The organism is Muricoccus harenae (assembly GCF_009848505.1).
In the GTDB taxonomy this organism is placed as follows: Bacteria; Pseudomonadota; Alphaproteobacteria; order Acetobacterales; family Acetobacteraceae; genus Roseomonas; species Roseomonas harenae.
Map to the genome: position 1 here is coordinate 78,917 of NZ_WWDL01000003.1, position 12,457 is coordinate 91,373.

The 12,457-nt window shown below is 69.1% G+C and carries 9 protein-coding genes; 5 read left to right on the top strand and 4 right to left on the bottom strand.

What is annotated here, in order from left to right; translation table 11 throughout:
- Position 1 precedes the first annotated feature (1 nt).
- The 3 genes from GSE44_RS03850 to GSE44_RS03860 are packed head-to-tail and all read right to left on the bottom strand — an operon-like array spanning position 2 to position 4,058.
- Positions 2–1,204, bottom strand: coding sequence for an acyl-CoA dehydrogenase family protein (locus tag GSE44_RS03850; RefSeq protein ID WP_159347478.1), 1,203 nt, complete (start codon positions 1,202–1,204; stop codon positions 2–4).
- A gap of 11 nt (positions 1,205–1,215) precedes the next feature.
- A complete protein-coding gene (locus GSE44_RS03855; RefSeq protein WP_159347479.1) occupies positions 1,216–2,394 on the bottom strand; it encodes an acetyl-CoA C-acyltransferase in 1,179 nt (392 codons plus the stop codon).
- Positions 2,391–4,058: an AMP-binding protein gene (locus tag GSE44_RS03860; protein ID WP_159347480.1), complete on the bottom strand. Its 1,668-nt coding sequence runs from the start codon at positions 4,056–4,058 to the stop codon at positions 2,391–2,393. Before GSE44_RS03860 ends, GSE44_RS03855 begins: the two co-directional genes overlap by 4 nt.
- A gap of 224 nt (positions 4,059–4,282) precedes the next feature.
- On the opposite strand from GSE44_RS03860, the gene GSE44_RS03865 reads away from it, so the two are divergent.
- Both GSE44_RS03865 and GSE44_RS03870 read left to right on the top strand, forming a co-directional pair.
- Entirely contained in the window at positions 4,283–5,095 is an 813-nt protein-coding gene (locus GSE44_RS03865; protein ID WP_159347481.1) for an IclR family transcriptional regulator, read from the top strand.
- 61 nt (positions 5,096–5,156) lie between these two features.
- Positions 5,157–6,449 carry an NAD(P)/FAD-dependent oxidoreductase gene (locus tag GSE44_RS03870; protein WP_159347482.1) on the top strand — a complete coding sequence of 431 codons (1,293 nt, stop codon included), beginning with the start codon at positions 5,157–5,159 and terminating at the stop codon, positions 6,447–6,449.
- 6 nt (positions 6,450–6,455) lie between these two features.
- Here the strand turns inward: GSE44_RS03870 and GSE44_RS03875 are convergent, their stop codons facing one another.
- Positions 6,456–7,049, bottom strand: coding sequence for a helix-turn-helix domain-containing protein (locus GSE44_RS03875; RefSeq protein WP_159347483.1), 594 nt, complete (start codon positions 7,047–7,049; stop codon positions 6,456–6,458).
- 102 nt (positions 7,050–7,151) lie between these two features.
- On the opposite strand from GSE44_RS03875, the gene GSE44_RS03880 reads away from it, so the two are divergent.
- The 3 genes from GSE44_RS03880 to GSE44_RS03890 are packed head-to-tail and all read left to right on the top strand — an operon-like array spanning position 7,152 to position 12,444.
- Positions 7,152–9,167, top strand: coding sequence for a hydantoinase/oxoprolinase family protein (locus GSE44_RS03880; RefSeq protein ID WP_159347484.1), 2,016 nt, complete (start codon positions 7,152–7,154; stop codon positions 9,165–9,167).
- 3 nt (positions 9,168–9,170) lie between these two features.
- Positions 9,171–10,823 carry a hydantoinase B/oxoprolinase family protein gene (locus GSE44_RS03885; RefSeq protein WP_159347485.1) on the top strand — a complete coding sequence of 551 codons (1,653 nt, stop codon included), beginning with the start codon at positions 9,171–9,173 and terminating at the stop codon, positions 10,821–10,823.
- Positions 10,824–10,857: 34 nt separating this feature from the next.
- Entirely contained in the window at positions 10,858–12,444 is a 1,587-nt protein-coding gene (locus tag GSE44_RS03890) for an ABC transporter substrate-binding protein (protein ID WP_159347486.1), read from the top strand.
- Positions 12,445–12,457: the final 13 nt, after the last annotated feature.

The following is a 12,457-nucleotide window of genomic DNA, read 5'->3' on the forward strand; positions in this document are numbered from 1 at the left end:
CTCAGAGACCCAGGAAGGCCTTGGCGATGATGTTGCGTTGGATCTCGTTCGAGCCGCCGTAGATCGAGACCTTGCGGTAATTGAAGTAGAGCGGCGCGGCGGCGTCGGCCCAGGCCGGGGCGACGGCGGGCTCGTTCCAGCCTTCCGGCTGGTCGTGCTCCGGCGCCGGGATCGCATAGGGACCCGCGACTTCCAGCAGCAATTCGGTGGTGGCCTGCTGCAGCTCCGATCCCTTGATCTTCAGGATGGAGGAAGCGGGGTCGGGCTTGTCGGAATCGCGGTGGCGCTGGTTGGCGACGACGCGCATCTGGGTGATTTCCAGCGCCTTCAGCCCGACCTCGATCTCGGCCACGCGGCGGCGGAAATCGGGGTCGTCCCACAGCATGCCGTCACCGGACTCGGTCTCGCGCGCCAGGCGCTTGGCGCGGGCGAGCCGCTGCTTGGAGAGGCCGATGCGGGCGATGCCGGTGCGCTCGTTGGCCAGGAGGAACTTGGCGTAGTCCCAGCCCTTGTTCTCCTCGCCGACGAGGTTCTCGGCGGGCACTTCCACATCATCGAAGAAGACTTCGTTCACCTCATGCCCGCCATCGATGGTGATGACGGGGCGGACGGTGATGCCGGGGGACTTCATGTCGATCAGCAGGAAGGAGATGCCGCGCTGCTTCTTCGCCTCACGGTCCGTGCGGACGAGGCAGAAGATCCAGTCTGCGTGCTGGCCGAGCGTCGTCCAGGCTTTCTGGCCGGAGACGATGTACTTGCCGTCCTTCTTGTCCGCGCGGGTCTTCAGCGAGGCGAGGTCGGAGCCGGCGCCGGGCTCGGAGAAGCCCTGGCACCACCAGATGTCAAGATTGGCGGTGGCGGGAAGGAACTTCTTCTTCTGCTCCTCGGAGCCGAAGGCGGCGATGACGGGGCCAACCATGAAGACGTTGAACTGCAGCGGCAGCGGCACGGCGGCACGCTGCATCTCTTCCGTGAAGATGTAGCGCTGGACGGGGGTCCAGTCCTTGCCGCCCCAGGCCACCGGCCAGTTGGGGGTCGCCAGCCCGGCGGCATTCAGGATGCGCTGGGAGGTGACGATGTCCTCCTTCTCCAGGTGCCGGCCCTCGGCGACCTTGCGGCGGATCTCGGCGGGAATCTTCTCGCGGAAGAAGCGGCGGAGGTCGTCGCGGAAGGCGATCTCCTCAGGGGTGAAGCGGAGTTCCATGGGCTTCCTCCTCAGGCGATCTCGATCAGTCCGGCGGCGCCCTGGCCACCGGCCACGCACATCGTCACCACGGCGTATTTCGCGCCACGGCGGCGGCCCTCCAGCACGGCATGGCCGACGAGACGCGCGCCGCTCATGCCGAACGGATGGCCGATGGAGATGGCGCCGCCATTGACGTTCACCTTGGCGGGATCGATGCCGAGTGTGTCGCGGCAATAGATGGATTGAGAGGCGAAGGCCTCGTTCAGCTCCCACAGGTCGATGTCTTCTACCTTCAGCCCGTGGCGGGCGAGGAGGCGGGGAACGGCGAAGACGGGGCCGATACCCATCTCCTCCGGCTCGCAGCCGGCCGTGGCGAAGCCGCGGAAGATCGCCAGTGGGGCCAAGCCGCGGCGGGCAGCTTCCTCCGCGGACATCAGCACGCTGGCGCTGGCGCCGTCCGAGAGCTGGCTGGCGTTGCCGGCTGTGACGAACTTGCCTTCCTTCACCGGCTTCAGCTTGGACAGGCCCTCCATGGAGGTGTCGGGGCGGTTGCCCTCGTCCTTGGAGAGGGTGACCGTCTCCTGACGCGTCTCGCCGCTCGCCTTGTCGGTGACGTTCATCACTGTGGTGAAGGGCACGATCTCGTCGTCGAAGCGCCGGCCCTGCTGGGCGGCGGCGGTGCGGCGCTGGCTTTCGAGGGAGAACTCGTCCTGCGCCTCGCGGGAGATGCCGTAGCGGGCGGCGACCAGATCAGCGGTGTCGATCATGGTGTCGTAGATGCTGGGCTTGTTCTGCTCGAGCCAGGCGTTGCGGTAGTGGTTCCGGTTCACCGTGGGCTGGACGAGGCTGATGGATTCCACGCCGCCGGCGATGGCGACGGGCATCTTGTCGACGATGATGCGCTTTGCCGCATGGGCGATGGCCTCGAGGCCCGAGGCGCAGAAGCGGCTGACGGTGACGCCGGCGGAGGTGACGGGGATGCCGGCGCGGATGGCGGCATGGCGCGCGACATTGCCGCCGGTCGCGCCCTCGGGATAGCCGCAGCCGAAGACCACCTCTTCCACCGCCTCAGGCTCCAGCTTCGCGCGGTCCATCACGGCGCCGATGGCATGGGCGGCCATGTCGGCGCCGTGGGTGGCGTTGAGGGCGCCGCGATGCGCCTTGCCGATCGGCGTGCGCGCAGTGGAGACGATGACGGCTTCGGTCATGGGGCGGAGCCCTCCTGAGGGGTGCCGGCGGCGCGGGCGCGCTCCTCGGCGACCAATGTGCTGGCCATGAGCTTGCCAGCCGGGGAACGGGGAAGGGTTTCGCGCAGCTCCAGCGCCGCCGGCATCTCGTGCCGGCCGATGCGGTCGCGCAGGAAGGTCTTCAGCGCATCCAGGGTGAGTTCGGGCGCGCCGGGGCGGAGGGTGACGAATGCCTTGGCAGACTGGCCGCGATAGGGATCGGGGATGCCGATGACGATTGCCTCGGTAACATCGGGGTGCTCGTAGATCGCGCCCTCGATCGCGGCGGGATACACGTTGAAGCCACCTGAGATGATCATGTTCTTGCGGCGGTCCATGAGGAAGAACATGCCGTCCCTTTCCATGCGGCCGATATCGCCGGTGAGGAACCAGCCATCGCGGAAAGCGGCCTCGGTCTCGGCGGGCTGGTTCCAGTAGCCGGCGAAGACGGTGGGGCCACGGATGGCAAGCTCCCCGGCCTCGCCGGGCGGCAGCGCGCGGGTGGGATCGTTGAGGGCGACGATGCGCAGGTCCATGCCGGGCAGCGGCAGGCCGATGATGCCAGGGCGCGGGGTGGCGGCGACTGGGACACGGGTGCCGGCGGGACCGGTTTCCGTCATGCCCCAGCCGATGCGCAGGCGCTGGCCGAGCAGTGCTTCCACTCGTGCCGCCACGTCGAAGGGCAGCGGAGCGCCGCCGGAGATGCAGGAGCGCAGCGAGGACAGGTCGTAATCCGCGGCGGCCGGATGGTTCAGCAGCGCGATCCAAAGGGTGGGCACGCCGGAAAGGATGGTGACGCGGCGGGTCGCGATATCCTGCAGCGTCGTTTCCGCATCGAAGCGCGGGCGGAGCAGGACTTCATTGCCCTCGGCCAGGTGACGCAGCAGGACGGTGGTAAGGGCATAGATGTGGAAGAGCGGCAGCACGGCAAGGACGCGCTGCTCGCCCTCGACGAGGACGCCGCCGTCATGCCAGTTGCGATAGATGCTGACGGCGGCGGTGAGGTTGCCATGGGTGAGCATGGCGCCCTTGGGCATGCCGGTCGTGCCGCCGGTATATTGCAGCAGTGCGACGTCTTCGGGCGAGACGGCGGGCCAACTTGCCGGCGGGTCGGTGGCGAGGCCGGAAAGGGATTGGGTGCGGGGATCCCCCTGCCCTGCCTCACCGCCCCAATGCGCGTCCTCGCCGAGGAGGATGCGCTCGGCGGCGCCGTCCTCCAGCAGGTCGAGGGCCGTGGGCAGGATGCCGGGAAGGTCGGTCGTGATGACGGTGCGAGCGCCGCTGTCGGCCAGCTTGTGGCGCAGGACGCGCTTCGCATCGAGCGGGCTGAGATGCACCACCCGTGCCCCGATCCGCGCCAGGGCGAGGAAGGAGACGGGGTGCCAGGGCGTGTTGGGCAGCAGCAGGCCGACGGGCTCGCCGGGGGTGATGCCGAGGCGCAGCAGGCCGGCGGCGATGCGGTCCACCGTCGCGCCCAGGGTGGCATAGGTGACCTGCCGGCCGCGGTATTCGAGGGCGGGGCGATCCGCCCAACGGACGGCGCTGGCATCGAGCAGCGCGCCAAGCGTGCCGATGGCGAGCGGCGCGTCCCAGCGGCAGCCTTCAGGGTAGGAGGCGATCCAGGGGCGGGTGGCGTCGGTGCTCATGCCGCGTCCGGCCCAGCTGTGCAGACCACGGGCGGGCGCCTGCCGCCGATGGGCCCTGCCTTGCCAGCCGCTGTTGGTGCCCATGCCTTGGGCTGGGTCATCGCGTCTCCCGGGGCGGCGATTCTCGCTGTCATTTTCCGCATTGCGGAAATATGTTCTGCCGTCTCAGGACCGATATCGACCAGCGGCCGCGCAGGGTCAAGACACGGCCGATGGGGATGGAAATGCGCAAGCGTCAACCGGCGGAGCCCGCCGGAAGCCAATCCGAGGCCGAGGCGGACCGGCAGTTCGTGGCCGCGATCGCGCGGGGCTTCGACATCCTGCATGCCTTCCGCGCCGAGGACCCGATTCTGGGGAACCAGGAGCTGGCGGAGCGGACTGGCCTGCCGCGCGCAACCGTCTCCCGCCTCACCTATACGCTCACGCGGCTGGGCTACCTGATCTACCTGCCGCGCTTCGCGAAGTACCAGCTCGGGCTTGGCGCAGTGCCGCTGGGGCGGCTTGCGCTGGCCAATATGGCGGTGCGGGGGATCGCGGCGCCGCTGATGCGGCAGCTGGCGGAGGAGACGAATGCCTCGGTCTCGCTCGGCAAGCGGGACGGGCTTTCCATGCTGTATATCGAGCACGTCTCGCCGCGCACCGCGGTGGCGCTGCAGCTGGAGGTGGGATCGCGCGTGCCGATCGGCGTAACGGCGATGGGGCGCGCCTATTACGCGGCGGTGGATAAGGTGGAGCGCGCGGGCATCGATGTCGAACTGGCGGCGCGGATGCCCGAGGACTGGCCACGAATCCGGGACGGTCTGCTCGAGGCGGTGGAAATGCAGGGACGCCTGGGCTTCACGGCGTCGCTCGGCGACTGGAACGACACGGTGCATGCTGCTGGCGCCGCGATCGCGCTGCCGGGCGGCGAGGTGGTCGCCTTCAACTGCGGTGCGCCGGCCTTCATGCTCGACCGCGAGCGGCTGCTGGGAGAGCTTGGGCCCCGACTGAGTGCGGTGGCGCGCCGGATCGAGGTGATGGCGCGCGGGCGGCCCTGAGGCGGTTTCACCCTGTGTGAAGCCGCTTGACCGGGTGCCGGCGGCAACGAACACTTCCCGCATGGCTTCCCATGCGCCGCGGCCGCTGCCGCCCAGCCTCTATGCCGAGACCGCCGCGCCGGCGCCGCCGACGCCGCCCCTGCGGGGCGCTTCGGTGGCGGATGTGGTCGTCGTCGGAGCGGGATTCACCGGACTTTCGACGGCGCTGCACCTAGCGGAGCGCGGCGTCTCCACCATCGTGCTGGAGGCGAATGAGCCGGGCTGGGGCGCCTCGGGCCGCAATGGCGGGCAGGTGAATCCCGGGTTGAAGTTCAGCCCTGATGCGGTGGAGGCGCGTTTCGGGGAGGATCTCGGGCGGCGGATGGTGGCTTTCAGCCATGCGGCGCCGGATTATGTCTTCGAGCTGATCCGCCGGCACCAGATCCGCTGCGAGGCGCGGCAGGGCGGCACGCTGCGTGTGGCGACGGGCGCGCGGGCGGCGGAAGAGTTGCGGCGACTGCATCGCGTCTGCGCGGAGCGCGGCATGCCGGTGGCGCTGCTGGAGGGCGATGCGCTGCGGCAGGCGACGGGAACGGACTTCTATCCGCTGGGGCTGCTGGATCTGCGCGGCGGCGACGTGAATCCGCTGGGCTATGCGCGCGGGCTGGCACGGGCGGCAATGGCGCATGGTGCGCGCATCCATGGCGGCACGCCCGCGACGGCGCTGCGGCGGGAAGGCGACGGGTGGCGCGTGGAGACGCCGGGCGGGAGCGTGCGCGCGGCGCAGGTGCTGCTGGCGACGAACGGCTATACGGATTCTCTCTGGCCCGGCCTGGCGCGGAGCCTGGTGCCGGTGTTCAGCGCGATCCGCGCGACGGAGCCGCTGCCGAAGGAGATCGCCGAAGCAATCGTGCCCTTCCGTGGCTCGGTCTTCGAGACGGGCCGCATCACCGTTTATTACCGCGTGGACGAAGGCGGGCGGCTGCTGATGGGCGGGCGCGGGCCGCAGGGCGAGCTGCGCTCGGTCGATGCGCTGGATTACCTGGTGCAGCATACGGAGCGGCTGTGGCCGCAGCTCCGCGGGGCGCGCTGGGCGCAGGCTTGGAACGGGCAGCTGGCGGTGACGCCCGATCACTACCCGCATGTGCATGTGCTGGCGCCGGGGCTGTTCAGCTGCCTCGGCTATAACGGGCGCGGCGTGGCCATGGCGAGCCATATGGGGCGCATCCTGGCGGCGCGTATTGCGGAAGGCGAGGATGCTGATTTCGACATGCCCATCCTGCCGATGAAGCCGATGCCGATGCACCGGTTCTGGCGGCTGGGCGTCTGGGCGGAGGTCTGGCGCGGGCGGATGCTGGACCGGATGGGGCTGTAGCGCCGCTCAGTAGAGCGGCGGGGTGACGGCCCAGAGGACGACGCAGCGCAGCGGGCCAGGATTGGCGAAGCGGTGCGGCAGGGTGCTGAGGAAGCGGAAGGAATCGCCCGCCTGGAGCAGGGCGGAGACGCCATCCACCTCCAGCTGCAGCACGCCTTCGGTCACCGTGCCGGCATCCTCACCCGCGTGCTGGTAGGGGGCCTCGCCGGAAGAGCCACCGGGCTCCACCGTGATGAGCATCAGCTCGATCTTCCCCTCCCCGTCCGGGCTCAGCAACTCCTTGGTGATGCCCTTGGCGGAAAGGTCCAGCACGCGGCGCTGCGGGCGGCGCTGCACCCAGGCGGGGCCTTGTGGCGCGGCACCGGAGTCGCTGAAGAACCAGCCGATCGGCACGGCGAAGATCTCGGCCAGCTTCTGCAGGGAGCGGATGGAGGGCGAGGACAGGCCGCGCTCGATCTGGCTCAGCATGCCGACGGACAGGCCGCTGCGCGCGGAAAGCTCCTGCAGGGTCCATTCGCGGCGCTGGCGCATGGCGCGCATCCGCTGGCCCAGCACGGGCGCCGCGTCCGTCGCGGTGGTCGGGATGGGAGTATCGGGCATCGATGCGGCCACCATTGAAAAAATCGCCGGGGTATTTTCAATGTGGTTGCAGAGACCCGGCGTGGCGCTAAGCTACCCTCAGGCAGGTTCGGAAAGCAAAGCATGCGCGTTGGGATCGAGGTCGGCGGCACCTTCACGGATCTGGTGGCGGTGGACCAGGGCGAGGTGCGCGTCGTGAAAGTGCCCTCCACCCCGCGCAGCCCGGATATCGGGGCGTTCAATGCGCTGGGCGCCGCGGGGATTGAAGCGGCGGCGGTGACGGACCTGGTGCATGGCTCCACCGTGGCCACGAATGCCATCCTGGAGCGGCGTGGCGCGGCGATCGCCTTCGTGGCGACCAAGGGATTCCGCGACATCCTGTTCATGCAGCGGCATGACCGCCGCAGCATCTACGACCTGCATTACGCCAAGCCCGCCCCGCCGGTGCGCCGGCGCGACTGCTTCGAGGTGGCCGAGCGGATCGGGCCGGACGGGACGGTGATTGCGGCGCTCGACGAGGCGGCGGTGACGCGGGACCTGCTGCCGGCGCTCGCCGCGGGCGGGTACCAGGCCGTGGCGCTCTGCCTGCTGTCCGCCTATGCCTCCCCGGCGCACGAGATGCGGCTGAAGCAGATGATCGCCGCCGCCCTGCCCGGCCTGCGCATCGCCGCGAGCCATGAGGTGGCGCCGGAGTTCCGCGAGTTCGAGCGCGCTTCGACCACCTCCCTCTCCGCCTATGTGCAGCCGGTGATCGACGGCTATCTTGACCGCTTCGAGGCGACGCTGGCGGGCGCTGGCTTCACCGGGCATTTCAGCGTCATGCAGTCCAATGGCGGGCGCATGCCGGCCACGGCAATGCGGAGCAACGCCATCAGCGCGCTGCTGAGTGGGCCGGCGGCGGGCGTCGTCGGCGCAATCCGGCAGGCGGCGCGCTCGGAGCGCGGCAATCTCATCACCTTCGACATGGGCGGCACCTCCACCGATGTGGCGCTGGTGCAGGATGGCGAGGCGGCGCTGGCGCCGGAGACGGAGGTGGACGGGCTGCCGATCCGCACGCCGGTGCTGGACATCGTGACGGTGGGCGCCGGCGGCGGCAGCCTGATCTGGATCGATGATGGCGGGATGCTGCGGGTGGGGCCGCGCAGCGCGGGGGCGGAGCCGGGGCCGGCCTGCTACGGGCGCGGCGGCACCATGCCGACGGTGACGGATGCGCATGTCGTGCGCGGCACGATTCGGCCGGATGCCTTCCTGGGCGGCGGCATGTCGCTGGATGCCGATGCGGCGCATCGCGCCTTCGCGGATGTGGCGAAGCGGTTGGGCACGGATGTGCGTGGCGCGGCCGCGGCGGCGATCCGGCTGGCGGTGGCGAATATCGTGCGCGCAATCCAGCTGGTCTCGACCGAGCGCGGGCGCGATCCCCGCGATTATGCGCTGCTGCCCTTCGGCGGCGCGGGGCCGCTTCTGGCAGCCGAGATTGCGGAGGAGCTGGGCATTCGGGAAATCCTGGTGCCGCCAAATCCGGGCGTGATCTCGGCACTGGGGCTGCTTTCGGCGGATTACGTGAAGCTGCGCGGGATCACCCGGCGCATGGGGCTCGATGCGGAGACGCCTTCGGTCATCGCGGCGGATTGCGCGCGGCTGCGCGAGGCGACGGAGGCGGAATTCGCGGCGCTGGGGCTGACCGGGCCGCTGGAGCACCGGCTGGAGCTGGACATGCGCTTCGTCGGCCAGGCCTTCGAAATCCCCGTGGCCGTGGATCCGGCGGAACTGCCGAGGCTGGGGGCGGCGGATCTGGCCGAACGCTTTGCGGAGGCCCATCGGCGCGTCTACCTGCATGGCGGCGAGCCAGGGCGGAAGGTGGAGCTGGTAGGGATGCGCTTCGGTGTGCGCCGCCGTCTGGATGCGCTGCCGGAGGTGCGGGAGCGCGCCGCGGGGCTGGCGCGGCCGGAGAGTGCCGAGGTGGTGACGGGCGGCGCCACGGTGCAGGCTCGGCTGGTGGATGCTGCGATGCTCGACCTGAACGAGGTGGTGGTCGGGCCAGCGCTCATCGAAGGCTATTCATCGACAAGCTGGGTGCCGCCGGGATGGCGGGGGGCACGGGATGGTGCCGGCAACATGCTGCTGCGGAAGGAGGGCTGAGCTATGCAACTCGATCCCGTCGAATACGCGATTCTCAGCCAGTCCGTGATTGCGGCGGCGCGCGAAATGGGCGTGAAGCTCGTCCGCTCCGCCTATTCCACCATCCTGCGCGAGGCACGGGACGGCTCGGCGGCGCTGCTGGATGCGCGGGGCGGCACGGTGGCGCAGGCGGAGCTGATCCCGATGCAGCTCGGCAGCATTGGGCGGGTGTTCCAGCCCTGCGCCGCGATGTTCCCGCCGGAGACGCTGGAGGAAGGGGACTTCCTCGTCATCAACGACCCGTATTCGGGCGGGCAGCATCTGCAGGATGTGTTTTTCTTCCACCCGATCTTCCATGAGGGAGAGGTGATTGGCTTCGGTGCCTCCGTCGCGCATCACCTGGATATCGGCGGCGGCAGCCCGGGGCTGAATGCCGGGGCACGGGACCTTTATGCGGAAGGGCTGATCATCCCGCCGATGAAGGTGAACATGGCGAGGGACTGGCACGGCGGCGGCTTCGAGCGGCTGCTGCGCGCCAATGTGCGCGTGCCGCAGCAGACCATGGGCGATTTCGACGCGCAGATCGCGGCCAACAACATCGGCGTGCTGCGCATCCAGGAGCTGGCGCGGCGCTATGGCGTCGAGAAGGTGCGCGCCACCATGGCGGGGCTGCAGGATTATTCCGAGCGGCGAATGCGCGCGGCAATCGCCGAGGTGCCGGACGGCACCTATTGGGGCGAGGCGATGCTGGATGATGACGGGATGGGCAGCGGGCCGCTGCCGGTGCGCGCGGCCGTCACCGTCTCGGGCGATTCCATCACGGTGGATTTCGAGGGCACGGCGCCGCAGGTGGGGAGCAACCTGAATGCGCCCTTCGCCTCCGTGATCTCCGCGACCGTCTCCTGCCTGAAGGCGGCGCTGACCAGCCCTGACATTCCCTTCAACGACGGCGCGCTGCGGCCGATCGCAGTGAAGGCGCCGAAGGGCACGCTGCTGAACCCGAACCATCCGGCGCCGGTACGGGCGCGGATGATTTCGGTTTCGCGCGCCTGGAACGCGGTAATGCAGGCAATCTCCCAGGCTGTGCCGGAGAAGGTGATCGCGCAGGGCTATGACACCACCACGGCCTTCTGCCTCTCCTGGCTCGGGCCGGCGGGATGGTCCGTCTATCTGGAGGTGTATGGCGGCGGCTATGGCGCGGGCATCGGGAATGATGGTTGCGACGCGGTGGATAACCCGCTCTCCAACTGCTCCAACACGCCGGTTGAGGCGATGGACCAGGATTTCAGCTTCTTCCGCGTGGTGGATTACGCGCTGCGCCCGGATAGCTGCGGCATCGGCGCGCGGCGCGGCGGGGCGGGATTCAGTCGGAGCTACAGGATCCTCGTGGATGGGCCGATCGTGTCGCATTACAGCGACCGCTTCACCGGGCGCTCCTCGGGCATCTTCGGGGGTGGGCCAGGCGCCAGCGGAAGCTGCCAGGTGCTTCGTGACGGCGAGGTGATCAACCTGCGCAGCAAGGATGCCTTCAACCTGAAGGCGGGCGATCTGATCACGATCAATCTGGGTGGCGGCGGCGGCTATGGCGTGCCGTCGGAGCGTTCGGCCGCACTTATCGAGCGCGACCTCGAGGATGGGATCATCACGAAGGAACTGGCCGAGAACTGGGCGAAGTAGCCCGCGTCACAACCCGAACAGGCGAGGCATGAGCATGAACCGCAGAGAGTTCCTCCAGGCGAGCGCGGCGGGTGCCGCGGCCGTCGCGGCGCCTTCGATCACCCGGGCGCAGGGCGCGCGGGTGTTCAAGTTCAAGCCGAATGCCGATGCCACCATCCTGGACCCGGTGTTCAGCACCGCCTTCTCCACGCGTTACCTGGCGCTGATGAGCTACGACACGCTCTACGGGCTGGATGACGCGCTGAACCCGCATCCGCAGATGGTGGCGGGGCATGTGGTGGAGAATGACGGGAAGCTCTGGCGCCTGACGCTGCGGGACGGGCTGCGCTTCCATGACGGCGAGCCGGTGCTGGCGAAGGATGTGGTCGCCAGCATCAGGCGCTGGGGCCGGGTGGATGTGATGGGCCAGCTCCTGATGGCCGTGACGGACGATCTTTCGGCCACCTCGGACAAGGAGGTGGTGTTCCGCCTCAAGCGCCCCTTCCCGCTTCTGCCGAATGCCCTGGGCAAGAGCACGAGCTACATTCCCGTCATCATGCCCGAGCGGCTGATCGCGGCCGATCCCACCAAGCAGGTGACGGAGGTGGTGGGCAGCGGTCCGTTCCGCTATCTGGCGAATGAGCGGGTGAATGGGGCGCGCTCGGTCTGGGAGCGCTTCGCGGGCTATGTGCCGCGGCCGGATGGGGTGCCGCAATTCACTTCCGGGCCGAAGCATGTGCATCTGGACCGGGTGGAATGGACGATCATCCCGGATGCGCCCACCGCCGCGGCGGCGGTGATGAGCGGCGAGATCGACTGGTACGAAGATGTGCTGCTGGACCTGGTGCCAGTTCTGCGGCGGGATCGAAACGTGGTGCTGGGCAGCTACAACCCGGCCGGCAATATGGGCATCCTGCGGTTGAACCACCTGCAGCCGCCCTTCGACAATCCGGCAATCCGCCGCGCGCTGCTCGGCGCAATCGACCAGTCCGAGATCATGACCGCCGTGGCGGGCACGGACAAGTCGCTGTGGGATACCGGGGTGGGCGTGTTCTGTCCCGACTCGCCGATGGCCTCCGATGCCGGGATGGCCGCGCTGAACGGCCCGCGGGACTATGCGAAAGCGAAGCGGGACCTCGCGGCGGCGGGCTACAAGGGCGAGAAGATCGGCTTTCTCAGCGCCTCCAACTTCTACACCATGAGCCAGCAGGTGGATGTGGCGGCGGACCATATGCGCCGCGCGGGGATGAACGTGGACGTTATCCCGGTGGATTTCGGCGTGTGGCTGCAACGCCGCGCCAGCCGTGCGCCGCTGGACCAGGGCGGGTGGAGCTGCACCACGACGCTGCTGCCGGGATTGGACCTGTGGGATCCGACCTCGCATCTGGCGTTGCGCGGCAACGGGCTGAACGCTTGGCCGGGCTGGCCGACGAGCCCCCAGTTGGAGAGCCTGCGCGACCAGTGGGTGGACGCATCCGACGTGCCGGCGCGGAAGGCCCTCGCGCGGCGCATCCAGGAGCAGGCCTTCCAGGACGTGGCCTATGTGCCCACTGGCCGCTGGCGGGATCTCACGGCCTATCGGCGCAACGTCACGGGCATGCTCTCGGGGATGCCGTTGTTCTACAACCTGAAGAAGGGCTGACGCCCGAATGGAA

Bases quoted from the DNA above. Each gene is read 5' to 3' on its own strand.
- GSE44_RS03850 (WP_159347478.1), bottom strand. From the start codon at position 1,204: ATGGAACTCCGCTTCACCCCTGAGGAGATCGCCTTCCGCGACGACCTC.
- GSE44_RS03855 (WP_159347479.1), bottom strand. From the start codon at position 2,394: ATGACCGAAGCCGTCATCGTCTCCACTGCGCGCACGCCGATCGGCAAG.
- GSE44_RS03860 (WP_159347480.1), bottom strand. From the start codon at position 4,058: ATGAGCACCGACGCCACCCGCCCCTGGATCGCCTCCTACCCTGAAGGC.
- GSE44_RS03865 (WP_159347481.1), top strand. From the start codon at position 4,283: ATGCGCAAGCGTCAACCGGCGGAGCCCGCCGGAAGCCAATCCGAGGCC.
- GSE44_RS03870 (WP_159347482.1), top strand. From the start codon at position 5,157: ATGGCTTCCCATGCGCCGCGGCCGCTGCCGCCCAGCCTCTATGCCGAG.
- GSE44_RS03875 (WP_159347483.1), bottom strand. From the start codon at position 7,049: ATGCCCGATACTCCCATCCCGACCACCGCGACGGACGCGGCGCCCGTG.
- GSE44_RS03880 (WP_159347484.1), top strand. From the start codon at position 7,152: ATGCGCGTTGGGATCGAGGTCGGCGGCACCTTCACGGATCTGGTGGCG.
- GSE44_RS03885 (WP_159347485.1), top strand. From the start codon at position 9,171: ATGCAACTCGATCCCGTCGAATACGCGATTCTCAGCCAGTCCGTGATT.
- GSE44_RS03890 (WP_159347486.1), top strand. From the start codon at position 10,858: ATGAACCGCAGAGAGTTCCTCCAGGCGAGCGCGGCGGGTGCCGCGGCC.